At 70.0% G+C, this 25,652-nt stretch carries 25 protein-coding genes and 2 pseudogenes; 12 read left to right on the top strand and 15 right to left on the bottom strand.

Annotation, left to right across the window (positions count from 1 at the left end; all coding sequences use genetic code 11):
* Positions 1 to 41: 41 nt before the first annotated feature.
* Positions 42 to 944 (bottom strand): M56 family metallopeptidase, encoded by a 903-nt coding sequence (locus SZN_RS04530; protein WP_007491818.1) that lies wholly within the window; start codon positions 942 to 944, stop codon positions 42 to 44.
* Positions 941 to 1,291 (bottom strand): BlaI/MecI/CopY family transcriptional regulator, encoded by a 351-nt coding sequence (locus SZN_RS42265; RefSeq protein WP_244313288.1) that lies wholly within the window; start codon positions 1,289 to 1,291, stop codon positions 941 to 943. The genes SZN_RS04530 and SZN_RS42265 overlap by 4 nt, the downstream gene beginning before the upstream one ends.
* Positions 1,292 to 1,810: 519 nt before the next feature.
* On the opposite strand from SZN_RS42265, the gene SZN_RS04520 reads away from it, so the two are divergent.
* The 3 genes from SZN_RS04520 to SZN_RS37550 all read left to right on the top strand — a co-directional run bounded on the left by SZN_RS04520 (position 1,811) and on the right by SZN_RS37550 (position 6,219).
* Positions 1,811 to 2,173: a hypothetical protein gene (locus tag SZN_RS04520; RefSeq protein WP_007491816.1), complete on the top strand. Its 363-nt coding sequence runs from the start codon at positions 1,811 to 1,813 to the stop codon at positions 2,171 to 2,173.
* 1,361 nt (positions 2,174 to 3,534) lie between these two features.
* Complete coding sequence (locus SZN_RS04515) at positions 3,535 to 5,199, top strand: VanW family protein (protein ID WP_007491815.1); 1,665 nt, start codon at positions 3,535 to 3,537, stop codon at positions 5,197 to 5,199.
* Between the two features lie 357 nt (positions 5,200 to 5,556).
* Positions 5,557 to 6,219: a GNAT family N-acetyltransferase gene (locus tag SZN_RS37550; RefSeq protein ID WP_106432594.1), complete on the top strand. Its 663-nt coding sequence runs from the start codon at positions 5,557 to 5,559 to the stop codon at positions 6,217 to 6,219.
* 149 nt (positions 6,220 to 6,368) lie between these two features.
* Here the strand turns inward: SZN_RS37550 and SZN_RS42260 are convergent, their stop codons facing one another.
* Positions 6,369 to 6,590 (bottom strand): hypothetical protein, encoded by a 222-nt coding sequence (locus SZN_RS42260; RefSeq protein WP_007491812.1) that lies wholly within the window; start codon positions 6,588 to 6,590, stop codon positions 6,369 to 6,371.
* A gap of 7 nt (positions 6,591 to 6,597) precedes the next feature.
* Between SZN_RS42260 and SZN_RS04495 the strand changes: the two genes are divergently transcribed.
* The 4 genes and pseudogenes from SZN_RS04495 to SZN_RS04475 all read left to right on the top strand — a co-directional run bounded on the left by SZN_RS04495 (position 6,598) and on the right by SZN_RS04475 (position 10,848).
* The gene (locus SZN_RS04495; RefSeq protein WP_007491810.1) at positions 6,598 to 7,236 is read left to right on the top strand and encodes a M15 family metallopeptidase; all 639 of its coding nucleotides are present in this window, start codon (positions 6,598 to 6,600) and stop codon (positions 7,234 to 7,236) included.
* Positions 7,237 to 7,581: 345 nt separating this feature from the next.
* Positions 7,582 to 7,830 (top strand): hypothetical protein, encoded by a 249-nt coding sequence (locus SZN_RS43330; protein ID WP_007491807.1) that lies wholly within the window; start codon positions 7,582 to 7,584, stop codon positions 7,828 to 7,830.
* Positions 7,827 to 9,898 (top strand): annotated as a pseudogene (locus SZN_RS04485) (RHS repeat-associated core domain-containing protein); the annotation flags it as partial. The gene SZN_RS43330 and the pseudogene SZN_RS04485, both read left to right, overlap by 4 nt.
* Before the next feature lie 503 nt (positions 9,899 to 10,401).
* Positions 10,402 to 10,848 (top strand): hypothetical protein, encoded by a 447-nt coding sequence (locus SZN_RS04475; protein WP_244313287.1) that lies wholly within the window; start codon positions 10,402 to 10,404, stop codon positions 10,846 to 10,848.
* Positions 10,849 to 11,003: 155 nt separating this feature from the next.
* Here the strand turns inward: SZN_RS04475 and SZN_RS04470 are convergent, their stop codons facing one another.
* Together SZN_RS04470 and SZN_RS04465 are read right to left on the bottom strand one after the other, a co-directional pair.
* Positions 11,004 to 12,251: a DUF4158 domain-containing protein gene (locus SZN_RS04470; RefSeq protein WP_007491803.1), complete on the bottom strand. Its 1,248-nt coding sequence runs from the start codon at positions 12,249 to 12,251 to the stop codon at positions 11,004 to 11,006.
* Positions 12,252 to 12,394: 143 nt separating this feature from the next.
* Positions 12,395 to 12,871 carry a hypothetical protein gene (locus tag SZN_RS04465; protein ID WP_007491802.1) on the bottom strand — a complete coding sequence of 159 codons (477 nt, stop codon included), beginning with the start codon at positions 12,869 to 12,871 and terminating at the stop codon, positions 12,395 to 12,397.
* A 595-nt stretch (positions 12,872 to 13,466) separates the two neighbouring features.
* On the opposite strand from SZN_RS04465, the gene SZN_RS04455 reads away from it, so the two are divergent.
* Together SZN_RS04455 and SZN_RS37545 are read left to right on the top strand one after the other, a co-directional pair.
* Complete coding sequence (locus SZN_RS04455; protein WP_007491800.1) at positions 13,467 to 14,099, top strand: class I SAM-dependent methyltransferase; 633 nt, start codon at positions 13,467 to 13,469, stop codon at positions 14,097 to 14,099.
* A gap of 27 nt (positions 14,100 to 14,126) precedes the next feature.
* Entirely contained in the window at positions 14,127 to 14,759 is a 633-nt protein-coding gene (locus tag SZN_RS37545) for a DUF2218 domain-containing protein (protein ID WP_007491799.1), read from the top strand.
* A 33-nt stretch (positions 14,760 to 14,792) separates the two neighbouring features.
* On the opposite strand, the gene SZN_RS43120 is transcribed toward SZN_RS37545, so the two are convergent.
* Genes SZN_RS43120 through murJ form a run of 4 tightly spaced genes read right to left on the bottom strand, consistent with a single transcriptional unit; the run spans position 14,793 to position 18,078 of the window.
* On the bottom strand, positions 14,793 to 14,927 hold the full coding sequence (locus SZN_RS43120) for a hypothetical protein (protein ID WP_279627006.1): 135 nt from the start codon (positions 14,925 to 14,927) through the stop codon (positions 14,793 to 14,795).
* A 40-nt stretch (positions 14,928 to 14,967) separates the two neighbouring features.
* A complete protein-coding gene (locus SZN_RS04445) occupies positions 14,968 to 15,822 on the bottom strand; it encodes a hypothetical protein (protein WP_007491797.1) in 855 nt (284 codons plus the stop codon).
* On the bottom strand, positions 15,815 to 16,390 hold the full coding sequence (locus SZN_RS04440) for a SigE family RNA polymerase sigma factor (protein ID WP_007491795.1): 576 nt from the start codon (positions 16,388 to 16,390) through the stop codon (positions 15,815 to 15,817). The genes SZN_RS04445 and SZN_RS04440 overlap by 8 nt, the downstream gene beginning before the upstream one ends.
* The gene (gene murJ, locus SZN_RS04435; protein ID WP_007491794.1) at positions 16,387 to 18,078 is read right to left on the bottom strand and encodes a murein biosynthesis integral membrane protein MurJ; all 1,692 of its coding nucleotides are present in this window, start codon (positions 18,076 to 18,078) and stop codon (positions 16,387 to 16,389) included. Before murJ ends, SZN_RS04440 begins: the two co-directional genes overlap by 4 nt.
* 164 nt (positions 18,079 to 18,242) lie before the next feature.
* Between murJ and SZN_RS04430 the strand changes: the two genes are divergently transcribed.
* Together SZN_RS04430 and SZN_RS04425 are read left to right on the top strand one after the other, a co-directional pair.
* Positions 18,243 to 19,391 (top strand): lipid II:glycine glycyltransferase FemX, encoded by a 1,149-nt coding sequence (locus SZN_RS04430; RefSeq protein WP_043728212.1) that lies wholly within the window; start codon positions 18,243 to 18,245, stop codon positions 19,389 to 19,391.
* A gap of 185 nt (positions 19,392 to 19,576) precedes the next feature.
* A complete protein-coding gene (locus SZN_RS04425) occupies positions 19,577 to 20,347 on the top strand; it encodes a methyltransferase domain-containing protein (RefSeq protein ID WP_043728145.1) in 771 nt (256 codons plus the stop codon).
* Positions 20,348 to 20,394: 47 nt separating this feature from the next.
* Here the strand turns inward: SZN_RS04425 and SZN_RS43425 are convergent.
* From SZN_RS43425 to SZN_RS04410, 4 genes and pseudogenes are all read right to left on the bottom strand, one after another.
* Positions 20,395 to 20,691, bottom strand: a pseudogene (locus SZN_RS43425) (class F sortase); the annotation flags it as partial.
* A 287-nt stretch (positions 20,692 to 20,978) separates the two neighbouring features.
* Positions 20,979 to 21,659 carry a DUF305 domain-containing protein gene (locus SZN_RS37540; protein ID WP_078508434.1) on the bottom strand — a complete coding sequence of 227 codons (681 nt, stop codon included), beginning with the start codon at positions 21,657 to 21,659 and terminating at the stop codon, positions 20,979 to 20,981.
* A gap of 122 nt (positions 21,660 to 21,781) precedes the next feature.
* Complete coding sequence (gene nicT, locus SZN_RS04415; RefSeq protein ID WP_050814999.1) at positions 21,782 to 22,906, bottom strand: Nickel transporter NicT; 1,125 nt, start codon at positions 22,904 to 22,906, stop codon at positions 21,782 to 21,784.
* 144 nt (positions 22,907 to 23,050) lie between these two features.
* On the bottom strand, positions 23,051 to 23,701 hold the full coding sequence (locus tag SZN_RS04410) for a TetR/AcrR family transcriptional regulator (RefSeq protein ID WP_007491788.1): 651 nt from the start codon (positions 23,699 to 23,701) through the stop codon (positions 23,051 to 23,053).
* A gap of 576 nt (positions 23,702 to 24,277) precedes the next feature.
* Here SZN_RS04410 and SZN_RS41865 point away from each other — a divergent pair.
* Positions 24,278 to 24,544 carry a hypothetical protein gene (locus SZN_RS41865; protein WP_007491787.1) on the top strand — a complete coding sequence of 89 codons (267 nt, stop codon included), beginning with the start codon at positions 24,278 to 24,280 and terminating at the stop codon, positions 24,542 to 24,544.
* A gap of 51 nt (positions 24,545 to 24,595) precedes the next feature.
* On the opposite strand, the gene SZN_RS04400 is transcribed toward SZN_RS41865, so the two are convergent.
* Positions 24,596 to 25,204 carry a hypothetical protein gene (locus SZN_RS04400; RefSeq protein WP_167546280.1) on the bottom strand — a complete coding sequence of 203 codons (609 nt, stop codon included), beginning with the start codon at positions 25,202 to 25,204 and terminating at the stop codon, positions 24,596 to 24,598.
* A gap of 140 nt (positions 25,205 to 25,344) precedes the next feature.
* Entirely contained in the window at positions 25,345 to 25,587 is a 243-nt protein-coding gene (locus SZN_RS04395) for a hypothetical protein (RefSeq protein WP_208865759.1), read from the bottom strand.
* Between the last annotated feature and the right edge of the window lie 65 nt (positions 25,588 to 25,652).

The following is a 25,652-nucleotide window of genomic DNA, read 5'->3' as shown; positions in this document are numbered from 1 at the left end:
TACGATCGCGTAGTAGATACTATCTGTGTGTAGTAGATGGATCAGAGTCCGCCAGGCATACAGCTCAGCGGGGTCGCGGCGACCAACACCGCGGAGCCCGCGAGTCCCCATACGTGGACAGCACCCCCGGCGACGGAGGCGGCCACCCGCCATCGGGTCGGAGGCGCCGAACGCGGCGGGCGTCCGGCTTCGAGCTGGGCGATCCGCGCGTCGAGCAACTCGGGGGTTCCCATGGCACTGGCCGGTACGGCGATGGCCCAGCCGGGCATGCCGGACACCTTGAGCAGAGCCCCGGCGACCGCGGGCGTACCGCAATGGGCGACCGCCCGGCGATCCGCGGTAAGCTCGCGGTCGGCGGCGAAGGCTGCCCTCAGGTGGCCCAGGACGGGAAGGGCGAAGTGACGTGCGGCCAGGACGTCTGCGATCAACGTCCGGAGCGGGTCGCGGCCCCGTACGTGCTCGGCTTCGTGGGCCAGGACCGCGTTGAGTTCGCGCCCGGTGACGGCCGTTGCGAGACCGCCGCTGACCGCCACCCGGGGCCGGAGCAGGCCGTACGTGAAGGCGAACGACGCCCTGGAGTCGACCACCGTGGTCCGACGCGCCAGGCCTGCGCGTGCGGCCGCGTCGCCGATCTCGCGAGCACCCGCGGCGGCACTGTCGCCACGAGCTCGCACCTCCTGGCTCACGGCTCGCGCAGCACGCAGCCCTCTCCAGAGGCGGACTGCCGACCGCACGCCGCCGACGACCGAAACAGCCAGTAAGACGGTGCCCGCCCAAGCGGTGCCGGACAGCAGTACGCCCGTGCCGTGATGCGCGACCTGCCATGCGAGCGCCATGGTCAGACAGCAGGCGACATAGATCACGGCGGCGCGGATGACCGTGGCGACGGCGACCAGCGTCCAGAAGGCGCGGTTGCCGCGGTCGAGTACGGCAGCACCGGTCACGACGACTCCTCCAACAGGCGCAGCAGCCGGTCACGGAGACCGGGGTCGAGCGCCGCCTCGGCGGCGAAGCGCGCGACAGCCGCGTCCCCGTGAGCGCGCAGCACCTCGCGCACGGCGAGCGCGGCCTCGTCCGCCACGGCGGGGGTGTACGCGTAACCGCGGCCCTGCGGAGCGCGGTTGAGGACGCCTTTCTCCGCGAGCCGGCTCATCACCGTCATGACGGTCGTGTACGCGAGCGGCTGGGTCCGATCCGTGTTGAGCTCATCCAGCACCTGGCGGACCGTCACCGGCTTCTCGGCGCCCCAGCAGACCCGCATGACCTCGCCCTCGAGCGCTCCCAGGACCACCGCCACCACCTTTTCGAGACCACGGCTACTATGCGAGCGTAGTACTCCTGCCTCCAGCGCGGGACCGAGGGCGCGCCCGGTCCTGCGGAAACGCGGGGCCGCGGTCGCGCGGCCCGACACCGACCCAGTCCTCAACCGGCGCCGGCACCAGCACCAGGGAGCCCGCGCGTACGGGAACGACCCCCTGCTGACCACAGCCCTCATCAAGATCGCCACGATGGGCGGGCAGGCTCACCACGGCGTCCACTCGCGACCAGGCAGACGCCGCATCGTGCTGTACGGGCGCCTGATGGGATGGGCGTACGCGGCCTGAACGGCACCCGTCGGCCGCGGGGCTGTCCGAGGCGTGGCGAAGAACGGAGCCAGACTTGGCTCGAAGGGGCAGCGCGCGTACCGTGCAGCTGCCAAGAATGGCAAGTTCGGCAAGTCCTCAAACCTTACGCATGGAACGAAGGGACACAGTTCCGGGGGCAAGAGCGGTCACTTCAACGTCCACATCAACCACGTGAGGATCTGGCGGTGGGGTCGATACCGATAGATCGCGCGTCCTGGCCGGAGGACGGCAGGATCGGTCGGATCACGGCAGGCGAGTACGCGGGGTTGTACCTGCTCCTCGCCGTGGAGATCAATGATTCCTGGGCCTTCTACATCAGCGAGGACCCGAGAGTCGGCGAAGCCGACCAGCTCGAAGCCGACGACTTCTGGGCCACTGACGAGGACACGCCTGCGCTGGTCGAGGAGATGGCCGTTGTGTGGGCGGACGAGTCGCAGGACGCGGAACTGGAAATGGAGATCTTCGACATCCGTGGCGAATGGCACCGGCGGCGCCGTGGAAACGCCTTGATTCGATCAGTTTTCCGGCGTCCGGGACGGCGCGACTGATCACCTGGCGCCACCCGCCGGTACGATCCTCCGGCCGGTGGCCTCATCTGTGGAATCAGCTCATCGCTGTCTCTGCTCTTGGTCACCCGGCAGAGCCTGCGCGACTGCGCCCCGACCCTCGCGGTCCGTGTGTACCGGGCACTGCCGTCCGGCTTCCGCGACCGCACGGCGACGGCTTCATGATGGAGGCGACCGGCACGTCCACCGTCGCCGACCGGAGCACCGGATGGCAACGGAAGCACTGGAGTGGCATAAGAGGGGGGTGAGGCGCATGGCGAATCCCACAGCGGGATGCGACGAGGTCCGGGAGTGGCTCGGGGCGTACGTGGTCGGGGCGCTGGAGCCCGGGGAGGATGCGCCGACAAGGGCTTACCTTGGCCACTGCCCCGGGTGCCGGTCCGAGTGCGGCGACCTCGCCGACGGGGTCCGTCTGCTCCGCGACGCTCTGCCGCTGCCGGCCGAGGCCCACGGTGCGCGACCACCACGCCCTCAGCGCGGAGACCAAGAGGATTCCGGGGAGAGCGACGGTCGTGCGTCAGACGGTGCTGCCTGGCATTGGCCGCCGCAACCACCGCGACGTCGGCGCATGTGAGGGCGGCTGGTCCGCAGGTGGCGGTCTCGCTCAGCCGACACATCAGTCCTTGCCCCCGGCTTCGGGGCGGGCGTGCCGCCCTTCTGATCGTGTTCGCTGAGCCACACGGGGGATGAGAACCGAGGATCCGGCCTATGGCTGCCGACCTCGCGCCGGATGATCCGCTTGAAACTAAGTGACTTAGTCGGATAGCAGATAAGGTGTGTGTCGGCCAGTCGAGCTACACCGGGTCGGCGGTGAGTCGCGACGACGCGCCGTCGGGCGCTCGCCGGAGAGCAGGAATTGTCGTGTCCATCGCTCGGGCGGGTGGGCCTGCCCTGCGTCATGTCGTCGTCCGCTCCGGCGGCCGGGGGAGCACTTTTCCTTCGCCCGGCCGCCGGACGCCGTGCGGTGCCCCGCTCCGCGTCGGCGGCGAGGTCGAAGCCGTCGTAGTCGGCGCATGGCGTACGGCTCCGGGCGTCAGGGTCTCCTCCCGGAGGAACCGGCGGCAGGGCCTGCCGCACGAGGCCCTGCGCGTGGCGAACTGCCGTTCCGGCGGGCGGCTCAGCCACAGCGCGAAGACTGGTGACGGAACTTACGGAAACATCACGAAAATACTCATAGCATCACCCGGCGTGCGGCCCGCTGCGCTGTGCGAGTCCTGCCCGCGCCACGTGACCGCCACAGACGAGGAGAACCAGTGCTTCGCTCATCCCTTCTCGGCGAGCCTGCCGACACCACGCCGACCGCGGATGCCACGTCGGCCGGTCGTCGCCGAATAGGCCGCCGTGTGGCGCTCGTGGCGGGGGCGGCGGGTGTCGGTTTCGGCGGGCTGTATCTGGTGGGCCTGCTGGCCTCCGGTGACGACGTCCCCGCAGGCACGCGGGTGAGTGGTGTGGACATCGGAGGGCTGAGTCGCTCACAGGCGCGGGAGAAGCTGGACAGCAGCCTGGGCGGGGCCTGGTCGGAGCCGGTGAAGGTGCGCCTCGGTGACAGTGACGGCACCGTCCAGGTGTCCGGCATATCCGTGGACAGCAAGGAGACCGTCGCCCGTGCCGCGGGGGCGGGGTCCGACCCGTTCACGGTGATCGGCCGCCTGTTCACGAGCGGTGACCGCGATGTCGAACCGGTGATCCGTGTGGACGAGGCGAAAGCCCGCGCGTCACTGGCGGAGGAGGCGAAGACGTACGGCCGGAAGGCACGGCAGGGCGCCGTCGCCTTCCATGCGGGCGAGGCGATGTCGACGCAGCCGGTCACAGGGCGGTCCCTGGACGTCGACGGCGCGGTCGATGCGCTGGCGTCGGCGGTCCCGGGCCAGGGGGAGCCGGTGCGGCTGCCCGTCCGCACGACCGATCCCCGGGTCGGCGCGGCGGAAGTGAACCGCGCGATGAAGGAGTTCGCGACCCCCGCGATGTCGGCGCCGGTCACACTCACCGTGGGCGGCCGGGAGGTCGAGATCGGCCCGGCGACGCTCGGCAAGCACCTCGCCATGAAGCCGGACGGGGCGAACCGGCTGGCACCCGTACTCGACGGCAAGGGGCTCCTGGCCGATCCGGCGTTGGCAAGTCCGCTCGCGCCGGCCACCGATGAGGCGGTCAACGCGAGGCTGCGCCTGGACGGCGGGCAGGTCGTGGTGGCCTCGGACGGCAAGGCCGGGCGGGAGGTCACGGCCAAGGCGCTCCAGAAGGCCGTACTGCCGCTGCTGACCGAGACCGGGGCGGCCCGCACCGGGGCGGTGGACACCGAGAACGTGCAGCCCAAGCTGACCCGCGACAACGTCGGCCGCCTGGGCATCAAGGAGAAGATGTCCACCTTCACGGTGAACTTCGAGCCCGCCCCCTACCGCGTCACGAACATCGGCCGTGCCGCGGAACTGATGAACGGGTCGGTCGTGCTGCCCGGCGAGACCTGGAGCTTCAACCGCACCGTGGGCGAGCGGACCGAGGACAACGGGTTCGTCGAGGGCATCATCATCAACAACGACCAGTTCGAGAAGGCTGCCGGAGGCGGCGTCTCAGCCGTCGCCACCACCACCTTCAACGCCATCTTCTTCGCCGGAGTCAAGCCGGTCGAGTACGGGGCGCACTCCTTCTACATCGAGCGCTACCCCGAGGGCCGGGAGGCGACGGTGGCCTGGGGCAGCCTCGACCTGAAGTTCAGGAACGACTCGGGCAACGCCATCTACATCGACGCGCGGGCCACGGACTCCTCCGTCACGATCACCTTCCTCGGCACCAAGAAGTACGACTCCGTCGAAGCGGTCAAGGGCCCGCGCACCAACGTGAAGCAGCCGGCAACCCGTGAGGGAGCATCCGGAGAGAAGTGCGTGCCGCAGACCCCGCTCGAAGGCTTCGACGTCGCGGTCGACCGGGTCTTCAAGGACGGCGGCAAGGAAGTCGGGCGGGAGACCTTCAAAACCCAGTACGTGCCCCGCGACGAAGTCACCTGCGACTGACGGCCCGGCGCGTGACCGCCACGGGCCCGGGCGGCGCACCTCGCGGTCGCCCGGCCCGTGGCGGCCGGGTGGGCGCCGGGCCGACTCCCGCCTCGGCTGTCGGTGTCCTGCGCCCTCCGTCCCGCGGACGCGGTCTGCCTTGGGGAGTCGAGGGCGGCTGCCCCGCCGCAGGTAGCCCTGAACTACTAAGCCTCTAAGCAATGTAGTAGTTTCAGCTCCGTGGACGCCGATACGCGCTCAGCCGCATACCCGAGCCCTGCCCGATCCGCCGCAAGCCGGTTCCCGGACGGCGGGCCCCCGATTCCGGTGATGAAAGACGGCAGCCAACCGGTGCACAGCGGCGTCCGGATCCGGTTCATGGACCCTGACGACCTCCCGTTCGTGGTCGCCGAGCACCTGGGGCACTTTCCGGACGGCTTCTTCGCCCGCCTCGGGCCGAGGTTCCTGGCCGCGTACACCCGGACCTACCTCAGCGGCCCGGACGCGCGCGCCTACACGGCGGAGATCGGCGGGCAACCGGTGGGCTTCCTCGTCGGTGTGACCGACCCGGCGGCACACCGCCGCCATGTGCTCCGCGACCACGGGCGCGGACTGCTGCTGCGCGCCCTGGGCAGCCTGAGTGTGCGCCCCCGTCTCGCGTTGCACTTCCTGCGTACGCGACTGGTGCGCTACTGCCGCAAGCTGATACCGAACCGGGCGGCCCGGCGGGCTCCTGCCGCCGGTCCCGCCGCCGCTCCCCCCGGCGTCACCGCCGTGCTGGCCCATGTCGTCGTGGCCGAGCACGCCCGCTCCCGTGGCATCGGGGCCGCCCTGATCGCGCGGTTCGTCGAGGACGCCGCCGAAGCGGGCTGCGCGCGTGTCACCCTCGTCACCGCCGCCGAGGGTGGGGCGGGAGCGTACTACGAGTGGCTCGGCTGGCTGCGTCAGGGAGAGACCCACACCCCCGACGGCCGCCATCTCCTCACGTACGACTTCCCGCTGAACGGGCTGAACGGGATCCCGGCGCCAAGGCAGCGCTGAGGCACCGGCCCCTTCGCCCGGGACCGACCAGATCATTCCCGTACCGGGATCACGGCCGTGCGCGGCACGGCCCCCGGGAAGCACTCCAGGAGATCCTGCTTGACCAGCCACGCACCGGAGGCGGAGCGCACACGCGACATGGCCCGCCTTCACCACCCGCGCGGGGACACGGCGCCATCGGCCCGCCGGCGGCGCCGGAGGCTCGCCCTCGGCAGTCTGGCGCTGTTCTCAGCGACGGCACTGCTGACCAGCGGCTGCTCGTCCTCGTCGGAGTCGGCGGCCGCCTCGTCGACGCCGGGCGCCGACAGCTCCGACGGGGCCTCGGCGCGGCCCACTTCGTCTCCCAGCGCGACCCCCTCCCCTTCCCCCACACCGTCCTTGGACGCCGTCGTCAAGGAGATCACGGACGCCCAGTGGTCCCGCATGACGGCGGCGGGACTGTGGCGCAAGGGCTGTCCCGCCTTCCGCGACCAGCTGCGCCGCGTGGAGATGAACTACGTGGGCTTCGACGGCAAGGTGCACCGCGGTGTCCTCGTGGTCAACACCGACGTGACGCCCAGCTTGATCCGCGTCTTCACGCGGCTGTTCGAGGAACGCTTCCCCATCCGCCGTATGGAACCGATGGAGGCCTACGACGGAGACCTGAACGCGAGCCTGCGCGACGACAACACCTCCGCGTTCAACTGCCGTCGCCCCAACCAGATCAACGCCCCGTTCAAGGAGTCCCCGCACGCCAACGGCCGCGCGATCGACATCAACCCGTACGAGAACCCGTGGAAGGACCTGCGCACCAAGAGCTGGTCGCCGAGCGCCGAGTACGCCGCGCGCACCGAGGGGAAGGGCAAGATCCTCAAGGACGGACTCGTCTGGCAGGCGTTCACGGCGGAGGGCTGGATCTGGCAGGACATCAAGGTGCCCGACTACATGCACTTCGACACCGGGTACCCGTCCGTGCCCTTCAAGGGAGCGTCCACCGCCGCGCCGTCCACTTCCGCGGAGGCAACCCCGGCGGGGTGAGCGAGGGGGACGGCCGGTCGGCGGCGTGGGGGCGGACCGACCGGGGCGCCGCACGCGGTCGCCCACCGTCTACCGCGCGGGACGGATACGCGCACGGTGCACGCGGCTTCCGCTCCCCGCTTCCGTCCAGCACATCAAGGTGAGAACACTCATGACATACCTTTCCCTTCGATCGCGTAAGACTCGTCGTCTCCTTGTCCTCGCCGGTGTCTCTGCCGGAGCCGTGCTCCTCAGGGGCGCGTGCGGCGGCGGCATGGGCGGCATGGACATGGGTGGCGACAACGGCGGCGACATGACGATGTCCGGCTCGATGTCGGACGCGGTGAGACGGACTCCTGGCACGATGTGCCGGTCGCGGACGTCACCAAGTCCTCCGACGGCTCGGCCGTCGCCTCCTGGCCGCTCGCGGTCGCCGGTGGCAGCCCCGCCGCGCTCACCTGGAACGTGACGACCTCGCTCACCGAGGATGGTCCGGTCGACATCCGGGCGGCCTTCACGGACGGCACCACCACCGCCTACTCGCAGCCGCACACGATCACCGTGGACCGAAACGCCGCGCCGCCCCGAGCGAGGAGGTGGGCCCCGGCTCGGTGAACATGCTGACCGGCGACTTCACCCTCTCCGCGACCGATGTCTCCGGCTTCGGCCTGTCCGTGTCGCGCACTGCGTCCTCCCGCCGCCCGACTGCGGGGGCGGACAGCGAAGGCCAAGCGGCGATCTTCGGACCGCAGTGGACCTCCGGCACCACGGCGGAGATCACCGACTCGGACTGGGCGTATGTCCGCAAGACCTCGGCGACCTCGGTGGCGCTGGTCGATGTGGACGGCGCCGAGACCGGGTTCACTGCCACCTCCTCCGGAGGCTGGAAGCCCGAGCCCGGTTCGGAGGACGTCACCCTGACCGGGGCGCTGACCGGCTCCTTCACGCTGAAGGACGACGGGGGCACCACGACCACGTTCGCGAAGGTGGATTCGGCGGCCACGACCTGGCAGGTCTCCAGCACCTATGTGCCGGCCGACAATGCCACCACCAAGGTGGTGTCGGAGAAGGTGACCTCCGGCAGCAGCACGCTGGCCCGCCCGAAGTACGGCCGCCCCGAATGGGCCGACATGGTCTGCTCCACCGGCCCGGCGGGCAGCATCACCGGCGGCGGCTCCAACCCCACCGAACTGCCCACCAAGACCGTCGAATACGACCGGTGGGGCAACACCGCCAAGTTGATGGAGACCGCGAACTCGGTCACCCGGACCACCACCAACACCTACGACGCTGCGGGCCGCATCAAGACGACCTCGGTCAGCGGCGGGGTCGGCACGGCGGTGCCGGACAGCACGACCACGTACGACGCGGACAGCGGTGACGTGGCCACGGTCGCCTCGAACGGGCAGACCATCACCCACACCTACGATCAACTCGGCAGGGAGATCCCCTACAACGACGGCGCGGGCAACACCGCCACCAACGCCTATGACGCGCTCGGGCGGCCGGTGAAGACCACCGACTCCGCCCCGTCCACCACCACCTACACCTACGACACCACCAAGGACCCGCGCGGCCTGGAAACCTCCCGCACCGACTCGGTCGCCGGCACCTTCACGGCGAGCTATGACGCGGACGGCGAGTTGGCCACCGAGTCCCTTCCCGGCGGCTACACCCTCACCGTCACGCAGGACGAGGCCGGCACAGAGACCTCCCGGGTCTACACCAAGGACAGCGACGGCACCGTCGTCGCCTCCGACACCGTCGACCACTCCGTCCACGGCCAGGTCGTGACCGGCGCGAACACGGCAGGCCAGAGCCGCACCCGCTACAGCTACGACGCGGCCGGACGCCTCACGGAGGCGGACGACACCGACCCGGACGGCGCCTGCACCCGCCGCGACTACACCTTCGACAACAACACCAACCGCACCGCCCTCGCCGTCGCCACCAGCGACGTCGGCGCAGCCTGCACCTCCACCGGCGCCACCACCACGTCGTCCTCCTACGACAGCGCCGACCGGCTGGTCACCAGCGGCACCGTCTACGACTCCTTCGGCCGCACCACCACCCAGGCGTCCGGCGCGACGATCGGCTACTACGCAGGCGACCTCGTCCGCCAGCAGACCAACAACGACAAGCGGCAGACCTGGAGCCTGGACGCGGCCGGCCGCCTCGCCTCTGGACCACCGAAACCCAGGGCACCGACGGCACCTGGACCCAGACCGGGGCCAAGACCAACCACTACGGCGCCGACGGCGACAGCCCCGACTGGACCCAGGAGACCAGCACCACCCTCACCCGCAACGTCCAGGACATCAGCGGGGATCTCGGCACCGTCACCAGCGCCACGGGCGACACCGTCCTGCAGTTGACGGACATCCACGGCGACGTGACGGTGCAGCTGCCGCTGGACACCTCCCAGGCGCCGACCGCGCTCGCCTACGACGAGTACGGCAACCCGGAGGGCGACGCCACTGCCACCCGCTACGGCTGGCTCGGCGGCAAGCAGCGTTCCAGCGAAACGGTCACCGGTGCCACCCTCATGGGCGTGCGCCTGTGCGACCCGACCACCGGACGCTTCCTGTCCGTCGACCCCGTGCCCGGCGGCTCAGCGAACGCCTACGAGTACTGCGGCGGCGACCCGATCAACCGCTACGACCTCGACGGCAGATGGTGGAAGCCCCGCTTCAGCGTGGGAGCCAGGCTCGCCTGGCACTACGCAAGCCGCGGCTACGGCAAGTACGTGCGGTGGAGGAACCGCCAGCAAGCGCGGATCGTCGGGGTCGGCATGGCGTACGTCGGCAGCCGCTACCTGGGCTACCGATGCCGGTACCGCTACGGTATGCGTGCCTGCACCGGAGGCTACGGCCTCCACGCCCGCGGCGGAACCACCCTCGGCACCACCTACTTCACCTCGAACAACAGCTTTGTCACTCCGCGCAGGATGCGACACGAACGCGTACACAAGCGGCAGTGGATGCGGTACGGATGGGGATTCGGCCCCATGTACCTCAGAGCGGGAATCAACCCATGTAGAAACATTTGGGAGCGCCGCGCTGGATACAGGAACGGGCGGTATCTCCAATGCATCCGTTGACCCAGTCCCGAAGGCGACCCGTATGGCCCTTCGTAGTGGTCGGGTCGGTCAGTGTCCTGGCCGTTCTCGCGGCCGTCGGTGCCTGGATGTACTTCGTCTACCGCCTGTCCGACCCGGTGCCCGCGGCCTTCGGTGCACGCGTCGACGGGAAGTCGATCGTCGTGAAGATGGCCCTTTGCCCCACCGACGTGATCCGTCGCGTGGAGGTCACGGACGCCGACGACGACAAGAGCGCGAACCCGAAGGTGCTGTGGTGTGCCTCGAACCCCACGACGGCAGCAGCCAGGAGCGGGGTCGTCAAGCTGTGGTCCGGCGAAGGATTTGAGCGCCATGCCCCAGAACTGGCCCAGTCCGCCATACCCCGCAATCTCGTTGTGGGGTACGTGGACCCGTCAGGTGGCGGACTGGATGATGTCTTCACACTGCGCACGGTATCCGCAGCGAAGTTGAAGCCCGGGCAGTACTGGACCCGCGACGGTGCCAGAACCGCCGCACAGATCGACGCCCAACTCAACTGCCGCAGCAGTAACTGAGAAGCAGAAGAAGCAACTCCCATCGGGCAACCCCAGCCCGCTCGAAGTAAGAGGGTGCCGGGCCCACGCACGGCACCCTCCTTCGCTCAGTCACGCAGGTGACGTGCGCGACGCGCACGTTCTTGACAGGCAGTTCGACACCACGCGCAGAGGAATCAAGGCCGCCCGGCGCACCGCACTGTCGGCGCGGCATGTCCGGGGCGGGGGCGGAAACGGCGATCGCGGACTCCCACAGTTGGCACGCCTCCCGTCGGCCAAGAAGGGAGGCGCAGGTGCCCGTGGTCGAGCGGGAGCCGCACGGTGCCCCCGGCGTTGGCGGCTATCAGCCGGGACATGCCGATCTTGCCGCGCAGCAGCGTCCCCACCGCCTCGTCCGGGATACCGGCATCGGCGAGCACGGGCAGGATCTCGTCCAGCAGGGTGAGCCGGTCCTCCGACAGCTTGGCCCGCTCGGCGAGTTCGTCGCGCAGCTTGATCCGCGCCCTCGACTCCGAACTCGACAGGGTCTGGTCGAAGAGCTGCACGACGGAGTCCAGGACGTCGACGGCGGACTGGGCCAGCAGCGTGAGCAGGATCGGGTGGCGCCGGTTTGCCTCCCTGCGCTCCAGGGCCTGCGCGGTGAGGCGCCTGCCGATCTGGGCGAGGTGGCGGCGCCGTTCGGCGGGCAGCGCGGACAGGTTGAGGGTGTGCGCGTCCAGGCCGCGCAGGAACAACAGCTTCTCCACCTTGCCGCCCACGCTGGTGGGCGACGCCTGCACCGGCCCGGTGCCCAGCCAGTGCAGCCGCGAGGACCGCAGGGCCGGATCGACGACCAGCAGGTTGTCCAGACCGCGGGCTCGCTCGCCAGTCAGCAAGTGCGCCACCCGGGCGTGGGTTTCCTGCTCGGCAGCGGTGCGGGCACTGGCGACCTTTTCCAGCAGCACGACCACACCGGGCCGGATCACCTTCGCCGAGCGCAGGTACTCACAGCCCAGGCGGAACAGCAGACTCGGGGAGTCGTGCTCCGTGGCGCGGGCCAGCAGGAATTCGTCGAGCTCTTTGTGCTCGATGGCTTTCGGCTGCTTCCAGCCCAGATACTCGGCGATCTCTTTCAGGTGGTCGGTACGGGTCTGCTCCCGCTCGCCGTAGCCCGCCAGATCACCGGCAGCGAGCTCCAGCTGGCAGGCCAGGCGGCCGACCGCCGCGGGTGGCACGGCGGGCACGTCGTCGGGGACGAAGCCCAGCCAGGGCAGGGTAGACAGCTGCACGGCGGCGCCGAGCACGTTCTGGGACCGGCGGAACTTCCGCAGGAACGCCTCGTCGGCCGGGGGGAGGGTGAAATAGCGGATCAGCTCGTCCCGCCCGATCGCTGGAAAGGACCGTAAGCCCTCCAACTCCTCATCCGAGAACACCCGCGTGGCCATCGGACCCTCCCACCCCACTCGCATCAGCACAGACGAGCACCACCGGTACCCGGCCGGACGGTGCAGGCAGACGCAAACCCCCGAACTGGCGTCAGCAGGACGGGGGTTGCGCTACTCCGCGGTGCCCGCGCTGAGGGTGGGGCTCAATCGCGCAGGTTCGCCATGGTCGGGTCGGCCTTGATCTGCTTCGAGCTGCGTACCGCGCCGAGCACCGCGGCCGGCAGCTCATCCGGCCACTCCTCGGGCTCGACCATCGTCTGTCGGCCAACGGTGAGCACGGACATCAGCAGCCCCTTGGCCACCTGCTGCTGAAGCGCCTCACGCATTCCACCCTCGCGCGGCGTGATGCCCGCCGCCTCCCGCACGGCCCGCTCGCAGTCCCGGACCAGATACGGATGCGCCGGGGCGGACAACGCCATCATCAAGTTCATCGCCTCGTGCGCAAGCCCGTCACAGAGCCGATTCCACGTCTCGCGATCGTAGCCGCCCTCCTTGTAGTAGTCGATCGCGAGCGTGACCCCCTCCATCAGCTCCTTCACCTTCGGAGCGATCTCGCCCAGGAGCTTTTGGATCTGCTCGTCACCCAGGTCGTTCAGCGGCGGCTCGTCGGCACTCAACATGACGGCGACGCTACCGATCCCCTCATGGCCACCACGCCGTTTCCCCTAGATCAGCCCAGATCAGGGGCTCCCGCACTGCTTAGCGTTGTTTTTTCCGCGAGAACTACCGGGACCCTTTGTTGTGCGCGGAGTCCTCGGACTCGCCGTCCTCGTGCTGGCGGTGCTCCTGATCGGCGGAGGACTCCGCGTCATGTGCGGGAAGCGATGCGGTGACGCCCGCTGCGAGGTGCCCGGTGGCACTCTCCCCGTACAGTCCGTGCGCGAACAGCGGGCCGAACAACAGCATTGCGAGCCACACGAGACGGGGCAGCTGCGGAGCCCGCGTACGGGCTCGCGGCAGGGCTGTGGCCGTCCGGTCCGTGAGCACGGCGTGATCAGAGCGAGTCCGGACGAGGCCGCACTCTCGACCCCGATGCCGCCCGCTCGATGCGGCCCTGTCGCCGGGTGCCCCGGGTTCGGCGCTCTTGGAGTCATACGGCGCGCCACTATAGAGACATTGTGAATTGACATAGACAGAGTGTCTCGATAAAGCTGGTCCTGTCATGAGGTCCGGACGGCGATCCGGACCGCCGGACGCGACGGGAAGGACTCCGGCATGGCCGACTCACTCCGCTACCCCCACCACCTCCACACTGACTCCGGGGAGCCGCCGGAGCCGGACGACCTCTACGCCGAACCGCCGCCCTGGGACATCGGCAGGCCGCAGCCGGCATTCCTCGCTCTCGCCGAGGCGGGTGCCATCCGGGGCCGGGTGTTGGACGTCGGTTGCGGGACCGGCGAGCACGTGCTCATGTGTGCCGGGCTCGGCCTGGACGCCACGGGTGTCGACCTCGCCTCCCGGGCCCTGCACGCTGCCGAGGAGAAGGCTCGTGAACGGGGCCGCACGGCGCGGTTCCTCCACTGGGACGCCCTGACCCTGGCCGAGCTGCGGGAAACCTTCGACACCGTGCTCGACTGCGGCCTCTTCCACATCTTCGACCGTGACGTCCGCGCCGCCTACGTCGACAGCCTGCGGGCCGTGATCTCGCCGGGCGGCCGTTACTTCATGCTGTGCTTCAGCGACCGGCAGCCCGGCGAGTGGGGACGGGTGCACAAGCTCACGCGATCTGACGTCGAGGCATCGTTCGCCGACGGATGGCGGATCGACTCCGTCGAACCCAGCACGATCGACATCACCACCGACCCGGACGGCATCCGGGCCTGGCTCGTCGCCCTCACCAGGATCTGAACCGGTGAGCGGCCGGAAAGGAACGCGATGCTGACCGCGGAAGCCCGCGTCGAGACCGAACGCGCGAGCCGCTACCTCGACCAGCTCTGCCGGCACGCCCAGCAGATGGGACGCCACCCCCACTATCGCCAGGACGCTCACGGCGGCGCTGACACGCGCAGGCACCCCGCAGTGCATCACGTCGAATGGTCCGACACCGACGGGACCGTCCGCACGAGCCTGGGCCGGTGGACCCTGCAGGCCACCCCGGACGCACTCGTGCTGCATGTCGAGGCCGCCAACGAGGAGAAGCTGCAACGGATGCGGGATCTCATCGCCGCACGCGTCGAGAAGATCGGCAGGCGCGACAACCTGACGGTGGCATGGCGACAGCCCGAAGTATCCGGCGCTCTCCCCGGCACAGGCGACCAGGCGGACGCCCCGCACGCGAAGGAGCACCACGGTCATGCGGGCGGCATGACCCGCCGGTGGACCGTGAGGGCGGTTGTCGGAGTCGTGGCGCTGATGGGCGTCGCACATCTGGTGCTGGGCGGCTCCGTGCTGGCGGCGTCGCAGTGGCTGGGCTGGGGCGCCGGAGCCGTCGTCGTGGCGGTCGTCCTGGTGAAGGTCATCGGGATGGGCGGCTTCGTCGCCCACCACCGCCGCAGGCGCGCCCGGTGATGCGCGACGGCGGGAATCAGGCGGCTGTCCCGCTCACGAGGAAGCGTCGCACCGGGGCGCAGGCTCGGCCGGGACGTGATCGAGCTGCCGGGCGGGCACTTCGGCCATGTGACCCGCCCCGGTCAGTTCGCCGACGAGTTGGTGCCGGCTCTCGCGCTCGGTGGACACGGCCCCAGGATGTGACGCCCCACATGCCCTGGGGCCATGGTCAGCAATGCCTCGTGGCCGATGGTGAAGGGGCGTGCGGCAGCGCGGAGTTCACGGTCTGCTCCAGGCAGCGCTCGGTCCGTGGGTCGGCGTGTGCGTGATCGGCGACCTGCGGGGTGGCGAGTACGAGCACGGCGACCCGGTGGTCGGACTGGACCAGCGTGACGCGCAGCGGGGCTCCCGCCCCGTTGGCCAGGACGTACTCGTAGAGCAGCGGAGCCGTCGAGCCGTGGTCCTGGTCGCCGGGACTTCGGATCTCGTGCCAGCCGCACCCGTGGAGGGCTTCGGCCAGCTGTCCGACGGCGTGCCGGGCGGCGGAGTTGTCCGCGTACGACGCGATGCGGTGCTGTGCCGTCGCGCCGCCGTCCCCCCTGTAGGTACGGGCGATCTGGTCCTCGGCGCCGGTCCCGTCGAACCACCGCAGTGCGCAGTCGCCCGGCCCGCCGGTGGGCAGCGGCGTGGTGGCGCCGTCGCCTGTGGTTGTAGTGCGCCAGCCATGACTGGCGTCCCAGGGCAGGGCTGAGGGAGACGGCAGATCCGTGCGGGGGAGGCCGCCATCGCTGTCCGGTGACGGCAGGATCGAGGCGGCCGAGACGAGACCGGGGCTGGTCCGCTCGGGGCGGTCGGCGGGCGCGCCGCCGAGCAGAGGTGGCAGGCCCCACAGACCGAGCGAGAGCAAGGCGGCGCAGCCCGTCGTGGTGACCGCCAGCCGACGACGCGTCCGGTGGTGGCGCACCCGCTCGTGCACGTCCGCGACACCTCCGCCGACGGTGATCAGGGGCTCGGCCTCGTCGGCGAAGCTGTGGAGCAGCGGGCCGAGGTCGTCCTGCGGGGGACGGCGGGTTTCGTCACTCATGGGGGAGGACCTCCTGCCGGGGCTGTGCGGCGGTCGGTGTACGACCTGTTCGTGCCGTCGAGGTTTCCGGCGAGTCGGTGAGCTGGCTGCTGAGAACGCGGCGGGCCCGCATGAGTCGCGAGCGTACCGCCGTGCTCGTCGACCCGGTCTCGCGGGCGACCTCCTCCACCGGGAGGTCCAGGAGGTGATGCAGCACCACCGCGCGCCGCTGTTCGGGGCTGAGGTGCCGCAGCGCGGCGACCAGGGCCACGTGGTCGGGTGCGAGGCCGGGCAGGTCGGGCGGTGGACCGTGCCGGAAGTGGGCGCGGAGCCGGTTGCGGGCCCGACGCCAGGTGCTGACCGCCAGACGCAGGGCGACCGTCCGCACCCACGGCGTCGGATCCCCTTGTTCGACGAGTTGCTCCCACCGCGGCCAGGCCCTGGCGTACGCCTCCTGGACCGCGTCCTCCGCCTCACCGAGGTCGCCTGTCACGGCGTACACGACGGTGACGAGCCGCTTGACGCTCTCGGCGTAGAAGCGCTCGAAGTCCCCGCGGGCGTCCGATGCCTGATCCTGGCTGTCCGTCATCGCCCCCTCCTGCGACGGCCACGCGGTCCGAAACGGCGAGTCAGTGGCGCAACGAGCTCACCGACCTCGGGGATGCGCAGCGGGCTCGCCAACACCACGACCGACAGGCCGATGACGGCGGCGCCGGCCACCAGGCCGGAGGCGTCTCCGGCGAGGCCGCCGCCCAGTTGCTCCGTGAACCAGCCGCTTGCCGCGTACGCCAGGGCGGCGCCCGGCAGGCAGGCGACGCCGAGGCGAAGGTGGGTGCCGAGCGCCCGTTCCAGGGAATGGCCCAGCCTGCGGCGCAGGACCAGCGCGGTGCAGCACAGGCCCGCCGTACAGGCGATCGCGTACGCGGCCGCGATGCCGGTGACCGCCCAGCGCGCGGGCAGCAGGACGTACGAGGCCACGGACAGCCCCGCGTTGACGCCGGCGATGACCAGGGTCAGCAGGAACGGCGTACGGGTGTCGCCGAGCGCGTAGAAGCCGCGCGAGAGCACGTACTGCGCGGAGAAGGCCGCCAGCCCGGGTGCGAACGCCGCCAGCACCCAGCCGATCGCTCGGGCATCGGCGTCGCTCACCTGCCCGTACTGGTAGGCGAGCCCGGCGAGTTGAGGCGCAAGCGTCAGGAAGAGGAACACGGCGGGCACGATCGCCACTGCTGTCGTACGCAGGGTCCGGGCGAGGCCGGCGCTCACCTGCGCCAGGTCGCCGTCGGTGGCGGCCCGGCTCATCCGGGGCAGCAGTGCGGTGACCAGGGAGACGGTGATGATGCCCTGCGGTACCACCCACAGCTGATAGGCGCTGCTGTACGCGGTGTAACCGACGCCCTCCGTGACGCCCTCGGCGACGGCCCGCACCCCGGCGGACGTGGACAGCCGGGTCACCACCCAGTACGCGACCTGGTTCACCAGGACCAGCAGAAGGGTCCAGGCGGCGGCCCGCACCGGCCGCCCGAGGCCCGAGCCGCGCCAGTCGAACCGCGGCTGCCACCTGAACCCGGCCGCCCGCAGCGACGGCAGCAGTGCCAGCGCCTGGACGGCGATGCCCGCCGTGCTGCCCAGGCCGAGCAGGAGCAACTGGCCGTCCGTGACCTCGCCCGCCGTGCTCGCGGTACGGGCGATCACCAGGTAGAGCCCGAACACCGCGATCACGGTGACGTTGTTGAGCACCGGAGTCCACATCATCGCCCCGAACCGGTCGCGGGCGTTGAGGACCTGGCCGAGCACGGTGAACACGCCGTAGAAGAGGATCTGCGGCAGGCAGTAGCGGGCGAGGGCGACGGTGAGGTCGCGCTGGGGGCCCGTGTAGTCGGTGTACGCGGAGACGATCCACGGCGCGGCCAGAACGGCTGCGGTGGTGATCGCGGTCAGGGCGGTCAGGCAGAGCGTAAGGAGCTGGGCGGTGTACGCGGCCCCGCCGTCCGCGTGCTCCTTGGCGGCGCGCACCAGCTCCGGCACGAACACCGAGTTGAGCGCTCCGCCGATCAGCAGGATGTAGACGATGTTCGGCACCGTGTTGGCGACGTTGTAGGCGTCGCCGAGCAGCGCCGTGCCCAGTGCGGCGACCACGACCGCGCCGCGGACGAACCCGGTGGCCCGTGACGCCAGGGAGCCCAGCATCATCACGGCCCCGCCGCGCAACCGGGGCGTCGCACGGGACTTCGGAACCGGATCGGTGGCGGCTTCCGCCTGCTCCTGAGCCGTCACGCCGCGTGTCCTCCCCGCCGCTTGAGCAGCTCGGTGGAATTCCCCGCCACACGCTGGGGCCGCCACGCGTGCAAGAGACAGGCGGGTCTGTCCCGCCGCCCTCCCGGCGGAGGAGTACGGAACAGATCGAGGAGACCCGCCACATGGCCGTGACAGAGGCGCAGATGTCCGAAGCCACACACACCCGCAGCTACGAGGTGCTCACCACGACCGCCGAACAGCACCGGGGATATCTGGACTCTCTCCCCGGACAGGCGAGCTTCCTGCAGTACCCGTCCTGGGCCGCGGTGAAGACCGGCTGGAAAGCTGAACAGCTCGGATGGTTCGACGACTCGGGACGCCAGTGCGGCGCGGCCCAGGTGCTGTACCGGCCACTGCCAGGAACCCGCCGGCACTTCGCCTACCTGCCGGAAGGGCCGGTGGTGGACTGGGCGGACCCGCGGCTGCCGCAGCTGCTTCAGCCGCTGCTGGACCATCTCCGGTCGGCCGGCGCCTTCGCGGTACGGATGGGGCCGCCGCTGCCGTACCGCCGCTGGAACGCCGCGGCCCTCAAGGAGGCGGTCGGTCCCGGTCGCCGCGTCGGCGACGTGCTGCCGGACCTCGTCGACCCGGTCGGCGCCGCCGTCGCGGACCGGCTGCGGGCGGCCGGATGGCAGCGCTGCGGCGAGGAGGGGAACTCCGGCGACGCGCAGCCCCGCTACCTCGTCGAGGTGCCGCTCGCCGGCCGCGGCCTCGACGACCTGTGGGCGGGGCTGAACCAGGAGTGGCGGCGCAACATAAAGAAGGCGACGAAGGCCGATGTCGAGCCCTGCGTCGGGACAGCCGACTATCTGCCGGAGTTCTACCGGCTGCTGCAGCTCACCGAGCGGCGCGACGGTTTCCGGCTCGGACGCTCGCTGGAGTACTTCCAGCGCCAGTACCGGGAGCTCAACGCGGAGGCACCTGGCCGCATGCGGCTGTACCTGGCGTGGCACGACGGGGAGGTGCTCGCCGCGCACACGCTGATCGTGGCGGGGCGCCGGGCCTGGTACCAGACGGGGGCGTCCGCGGACCACCGCCGCGAGGTGCGGCCGAGCAACGCCCTGCAGTGGCGGATGCTCCGCGACGCGCACACGCTGGGCGCCCAGGTGTACGACATGCGGGGCGTTCCCGACGTACTCGATCCCCAGGAGCGGTCTTTCGGCCTGATGCGCTGGAAGCTCGGCACGGGAGGCCAGGTCGTCGAGACGCTCGGTGAATGGGAGCTGCCACTCGAGGGCGCCGTCAACAAGACCCTGCACCGTGCCATGCAGAGGTATCTGGCACGGCGCTGAGAGCAGCCCCCGGGCGCGCGGATCGGTCATGGGGAAACAGTAGCCCGAAGTGCTAAGTAATTTAGTAGGGTGGCGCTTCCTCGACGGGTGATTGGGAGCCCGGGGGCGCGGTGCAAAAGAGGTGCGCCCGGCGGTCGGGCGCCTGCTGACACCGAGGGTGGACATGACCTGGGGGGGGATGCCTGATGAGGGCAGCAGGCAGGAGAACGTCAGTATTGAAGTCGGGGGTCAAGCGGCTCTTGGGGCGTGCTGGATTCGACATCGTGCGCAGTACCAACAACCTGGGTGGCGTCGACGACTTCATCCCGTTCGAGGCAACGGTGCGGGCTGCACGGGCGGCCGGTGTGTCGGTCGGTGACTACATCGACGAGGTCATGAACGGGACGCCTGGCGCCACCCAGTCCACCATCGATGAACTACGCGCTCTCGGCGTCTTCGCTGCCAACCCGAACACGGTGCTGGAGATCGGTCCCGGGTCCGGACGGTACCTGGAGAAGACGCTGAAGGAGTGTTCACCGGACCGCTACGAGATCTACGAGACGGCAGCGCCCTGGGCCGACTACCTGGTGGACACATTCAGCGTGGTCGCCCAACCGACTGCAGGATGCAGTCTCGCCCCCACACCCGGCGGCAGCATCGACCTCGTTCAGGCCCACAAGGTCTTCAACACCGTGACCTTCCTCTGCGCATCCCGCTACTTCTTCGAGATGGCACGTGTCACACGACCCGGTGGTCGGATCGTCTTCGACGTGATGACAGAGACCTGCCTGGACCCGGCCACGGTCAGCGCCTGGGCCACGCAGGGAGGCGCGGGGCACGGCTCCTACCCAGCCGCCATGCCTCGCCGGACATGCGTGGACCTCTTCGCGACTCTCGGCTGCAGCCTGGAGGCCAGTTTCCTGGCGCCGATGGGCGTCGCCTCCACGGAGGTGCTTGTCTTCGGAAAGGGGGCTTGACCCTCAGAAGGCTTCCGCTTGCCAATCGGCGGGGCCGGGGTGGCGTCGACGTAGAGGCGGTCGCGGTAGCCGCTGCCTTGGCGGTAGGGCCCGGTGCAGGTGACCAGCACCAGCCGGGGCGGCCCGATAGTGGTGATGAACTCGCCCGACAGTGCGGCGCCGCGGCGCACGGTGACCGCCCGAACCCGGTAGCCCACTCTGGCGGCCGCGGTGGTGACCGTGACCCGGTCACCCGGCTTGACCCGGGTCAGGGGTGCGAAGATGGCGGCCCCTCGTGGGGTGTCGAGGTGCCCGGCGATGACGGTGCTGCCCTGTCGGCTGCCGGCGGGGCGGTGTCCTTCCACCAGCCGGCCGCCTTGCCGTCATCGGGCACGGCCAGGCGCCGATCGGCCCCTGCCGTGACAGGCACCACCGCCGCATCCAGACCCACCCGGGGCAGAGCCAGGCGTACCGGCACCCGGCCCGCCGCCGAGGTCGTGTTGGCTGTAGACCGCTGGGGCGGCATCGGCAAGAGCGATGCCGCCCCAGCGGTGACGGCAGGGCGCGCCGGGACGCTGGCGGCCGCCAATGCGGCAACCCAGAGCGACAGTGTGGCCAGCGCCCACAGGGTGTGCCCCGGCGCGCCCGCCGGTCACTGGCGGCGCAGGCGCCGGCCCAGGGCGGCGGTGCCCAGTGCCGCGGCGGCACCACCGGCGGCCAGCCACCCGGCTCCGCCGGTGCCGTCGCCTTGCGAGCCGGCGGTCGCCAGGCCACCGTTGCCGGTGTCGACGGTGATCGGCTTACCGGCGATGACCGCCTCGAACTTGCCGATCTCCTCCGTCTGGGTCTTGTGCATCGTGTCGCACAAGTCGCGCAACTCGCTGTGCTTGGCGTGCTTGCGGCACTTGTCCGCCTCGGGCAGGAACTCGCGGTGATGCTGGGCGAAGTGGCGGGAGAGTTTCACGTCGAAGGCCCGACCCGACAGACCCTCAAGTTCGTGCATCATCGGCATGCTCTCGTGCGGCACGCTCGGTGTCTCATCGGTGCTGTACCAGGCCTTCAGCCACGAACGCATCGCGGCGATCTCCTTGGACTGCGTGTGCTTGATCTCCGAGCAGAGGCCCATGAGATCCGCCCGCGTCGTCTTCTGCACACACATCTCGGCCATGTGGACGCCGCCAAAGTGATGGTCGATGGTCATGGCGAGGAACTCTTTTTCGTTGAACTCGCTGTCGCCGTCCGCGACGGCAGTGGGCGCTGCGGCAAGGGCGAGTCCGGCGGCCATCAGCAGAGCCGCACCCACACGGCTCGCGGATATTATCCGGCGGTTCATGCAAACTCCGATCGATCGGGCGGTGGCACGATGCCGGAACCTGCCTTCCGTGCAAAGCGAGTAACCGACGCGGAGCCGTGCGATTCACCCGTACGCCCGGCGTGTCCCACTCGCCCAGCGGGTCAATCTGCCGTGGACTGCGGGGCGACTGCCCATTTCTCCTCAATGCGGCCGTATCGCCAGATGAGCAGCGCGGCGGCCCAGGTGACGACGAAGAGCAGGACGACGGCGTATCCGACGCTGTTGAGGTCGATGCGGCCGACCCAGTCCCAGAAGGCGCCGTGCAGGGAGAGCTTCTCGGCGGCGATCGACAGTAGTTCGACTGTGCCGATGATGAGCGCGGCGGCGACCGACAGGCCGGTGATGGTGATGTTGTAGAAGACCTTGCGGACCGGGTTGGAGAAGGCCCAGGAGTAGGCGAAGTTCATGAATGAGCCGTCGATCGTGTCGAGCAGGCTCATCCCGGCCGCGAACAGCACCGGCAGGCACAGGATCGCGTACCAGGGAATGCCGGCGCCGGCCGCGCCCGCCGCGAGGAAGAGGAGGGAGACCTCGGTGGCGGTGTCGAAGCCGAGGCCGAAGAGGAAGCCCAGCGGGTACATGTGCCAGGGCTTGCCGACGGCCCGGGTCGCCCGGCCGAGGATCCGGGTCATGACCCCGCCGCCGTTGCTGAGCTGCGCTTCCAGGTCCGCCTCGGTGTGGCCGCCGGTGCGCATCCGGCGGAAGACCTTCAGGATCCCGAGCAGGGCGACGAGGTTGAAGGCCGCGATGACGTAGAGGAAGACACCGGAGACCGACGTGCCGATGAGCCCGAGCGTCTGCTGCAGCGCGGAGTCGTCGTCCTGCACCGGTCCGGCGAGGGAGCGCACGCCGAGTGCGAAGAGCAGGGCGAGCAGGAAGACGACGGTCGAGTGCCCGAGGGAGAAGAAGAAGCCCACGGAGAGCGGGCGCTGGCCGTCGGAGATCAGCTTGCGGGTGGTGTTGTCGATCGCGGCGATGTGGTCGGCGTCGAAGGCGTGCCGCATGCCGAGCACGTACGCGGTGACGCCGATGCCGATGCCGAATGCCCCCTGGTCGCCCAGGTCGAAGTTCTGGGGGACGACGACGAGCAGCAGCGTGCCCCAACCGATGACATGCAGGGCGAGGATCACGGCCGCCAGACCGCCTGCCCGGGCCCATTCGCGGGGGGTGAGTGCTCCGCGTATACGCCGGACGAGGCCGGGCCGGGGATGGGGCGCAACGGTCATGGTGGTGTCCTTGATCCGGGTCGTGCTCAGGTCAGGTCGCAGCCCATTCTCTATGGAGATTAGTAGTTAGGTGCAAAAGGATTGCAATAACTTCAAGGCAGCTGTTGCCCTGCTGACGCGGAGTCGCGGGGGAAGTGGGCGAGCTCAGAGGGTTGAGCGCCCTGCGTGGTGGCCTTGGTGCTCGGGCCGGCTCGGCGGCCTCCGGTCGTCCGGCATGGAGTGACCGTCGCGCAGCCCGGACAGGGTCACCGTGACGAGACGGTCGGCCGCCGCCTCGGAGGGTAGGGCGGCAGCGGCGGTCAGGGCGTGGAGGCAGTAGGTCGCCAGCTCGTCGGGCGTGACATCGGCGCGGAAGGCGCCGGTCTGCGCGCCCTCGGCCAGCAGGTTCCGGACCATGTCGTGGAGCTGCCGCTGCGCTCGGACGACCCGCTCGTCCCGGTGGAGCAACGCCGCGAGTTCGGTGCCGTGGTGCCCGCGGGACTGGCGCGAGATGTGAGCGAACGCCCTCAGAACCGCCTCGAGTTGGTCGGCGGGCCCATCGGCCTGGTCCCGGACCTCCGCCAGCTGCCCCAGGTGCTCGGTGATCTGGCGGTCATGCCAGGCGATCAGGATCGCTTCGACGTCCGGGAAGTACTTGTACAGCGTGGCCCGGCCGATGCCGGCCTGTTCGGCGATCTGCGACATCGTCACCGACCGCACTCCGCGCTCGGCGGCCAGCTCCGCCGTGGTGCTCAAAATCGCGTCGCGCACCGCGCGGCGATGCGCCTCGATCGTCTCGTTCCACAGCTTGGGCACCGCATCAGTGTACGCGGCGGCGATGTCGATACATCGTGGATGACATCGTGGACAGAGTGTCTCGTAAAATACAGGTGTCGACCGTCCCGCACTCAAGCACCCAAGGAGGCATATATGGCTGACTCGCCCTCTAGCCCCGATGCCGCCGGCTATGGGGCAAGCCCCATGGCGCATCCGGGCAGCCCCGCTGGGTGAAGGCGTTCGGGATCGTCGCCGGAGCCGCGCTGCTGGTGGCGTTCGTACTCATGCACGCGATCGGCGGTGGGATGGGCGGCCACTGATCGCCATGGCCATGAACCCCCGCCTCCGCAAGCTCACCCTCGCCGCACACGTCACCTCCTCGGTCGGCCGGCTCGGCGCTGTCGTCGTGTTCGTCGTCCTCGCTGTCGCGGGTCTGGCCGTCCAGGATCCCCAGACCGTGCGCAGCGCGTACCTGGCGATGGAGCTGACCGGCTGGTTCGCACTGGTCCCTGTGAGCTTCGCCTCGCTGCTCACGGGACTCGTTCAAGGCTGTGGGGTCCGCATGGGGGCTGTTCCGTCACTATTGGGTTGTCATCAAACTGCTGATCAACGTGGGTGGCGACTGTTCTGCTGCTGGTGCAGATCCGGGTGGTCGGCCATGTCGCCGACGCTGCGGCCCGGGCGGCGCTTTCCAGCGGTGACGTCGTGGGGATGAGGGTCGAGTTGCTGGCCGACGCCGCCGCGGCCCTCTTTGTGCTGGTCGTGGCGGTGACCTTGTCGGTGTACAAGCCGAAGGGGGTGACCCGTTACGGCTGGTGCAGGCAGCACGGGTCACGGGCGCCGCAACGGCCGGCCGTCCGGGAGGACCCAGCGGCCGTCTGACGATACGCCGGCCCCCCGTGCACTGGCGGCCCCACGGCTGCACGACTCGTCTCAGCCCTGCATGCCCTCCATGCCCTCCATGCCCTCCATGCCCTCCATGCCCTCCATGCCCTCCATGGTGGACTTCTTGCCCGAGGGCGTGACGGCGAACCACTTGTCGTCCTTGGCCTGGCCGTTGATCTGTCCGACCTTTGTGTCGCCCATGTACCGGTACAGCGGCCAGCCGCCGAGGGTGAGCTGCTTCATGCCGTCCGAGCGGTCGACGGTGCCGAGCAGACTCTTCTCCACGCCCATCGTCTGTACGGAGTCCTGCGCCATGACCGGCATCCAGGTCTTTGTGCACCCGCCGGTGCACGTCGACATGGACGGGCTCGACCGGTCCATGTCGGAGCGGTAGAGCGTCATCCCCTTGTCGTCGGTGACCATGCTCCCCATGCCGTTCCCCATGTCCTTGGTCATCAGCATGGTGGTCGTGGCCATGTCCTCGCTGCCGGAGTCGCCGCTGTCCGCCGGTGCGGACGTCGCGGGATCCGACCCGGCCGACGCGGCGTTGCCGGGGCTATTCCTGGAGGCGTCGTCCGTCGAGGATCCGCAGGCCGTCAGCAGGAGTGTCGATGCGAGTGCTGCGGCCGTGGCGAGGACGATGCGTTGCCGGATCACGGAGTTTCCCTTCATCGGGAGTCACTGTCTACTTACTCCCTTAGTACGTCGGGTGGCTCCGGTCCGCTCAGCCCTGGTGTCACATGATGGAGTCTTGACCATCAGCGGCGCTCGCATGGGCGAGGCGCCCCCATGCCTGCTCAGCTCAGGTCGCGCGCCAGGGCCTCGATGGGATGCAGCCCCCTGCCGAACCGCATGATCGCCTCCCGGCTGGCCTGGAGCTCGCCGTAGGGCAGGTACCGCACCCTCAGGTCCGCGACCCGGCTGAAGGCGGGGCGCCGGATCTGGGCCCGGACCTCCTCCTCGCGCGCGTCCGGCGCGACCGGGTACATGCCGTGCGCGGCGTCCGGGTCGCCGCTGAGCGCCAGGTCGAGCATGCGCACGATGCCGGAGTGGATGGAGGTGGTGTGCTCCACCTCGAAGGCCGCGGCCGCCTTCCGGGTGGAGC

The sequence above is a fragment of the Streptomyces zinciresistens K42 genome, assembly GCF_000225525.1.
GTDB lineage: Bacteria > Actinomycetota > Actinomycetes > Streptomycetales > Streptomycetaceae > Streptomyces > Streptomyces zinciresistens.
The sequence above is the reverse complement of the archived record's forward strand: the minus strand, read 5'-3'. Positions and strand labels throughout refer to the sequence as shown.

Bases quoted from the DNA above. Each gene is read 5' to 3' on its own strand.
- SZN_RS37550 (WP_106432594.1), top strand. From the start codon at position 5,557: ATGGACCCTGACGACCTCCCGTTCGTGGTCGCCGAGCACCTGGGGCAC.
- SZN_RS04475 (WP_244313287.1), top strand. From the start codon at position 10,402: ATGTACTTCGTCTACCGCCTGTCCGACCCGGTGCCCGCGGCCTTCGGT.
- SZN_RS04470 (WP_007491803.1), bottom strand. From the start codon at position 12,251: ATGGCCACGCGGGTGTTCTCGGATGAGGAGTTGGAGGGCTTACGGTCC.
- SZN_RS04465 (WP_007491802.1), bottom strand. From the start codon at position 12,871: ATGTTGAGTGCCGACGAGCCGCCGCTGAACGACCTGGGTGACGAGCAG.
- SZN_RS04455 (WP_007491800.1), top strand. From the start codon at position 13,467: ATGGCCGACTCACTCCGCTACCCCCACCACCTCCACACTGACTCCGGG.
- SZN_RS37545 (WP_007491799.1), top strand. From the start codon at position 14,127: ATGCTGACCGCGGAAGCCCGCGTCGAGACCGAACGCGCGAGCCGCTAC.
- SZN_RS04445 (WP_007491797.1), bottom strand. From the start codon at position 15,822: ATGAGTGACGAAACCCGCCGTCCCCCGCAGGACGACCTCGGCCCGCTG.
- SZN_RS04440 (WP_007491795.1), bottom strand. From the start codon at position 16,390: ATGACGGACAGCCAGGATCAGGCATCGGACGCCCGCGGGGACTTCGAG.
- SZN_RS04430 (WP_043728212.1), top strand. From the start codon at position 18,243: ATGTCCGAAGCCACACACACCCGCAGCTACGAGGTGCTCACCACGACC.
- SZN_RS04425 (WP_043728145.1), top strand. From the start codon at position 19,577: ATGAGGGCAGCAGGCAGGAGAACGTCAGTATTGAAGTCGGGGGTCAAG.
- SZN_RS37540 (WP_078508434.1), bottom strand. From the start codon at position 21,659: ATGAACCGCCGGATAATATCCGCGAGCCGTGTGGGTGCGGCTCTGCTG.
- nicT (WP_050814999.1), bottom strand. From the start codon at position 22,906: ATGACCGTTGCGCCCCATCCCCGGCCCGGCCTCGTCCGGCGTATACGC.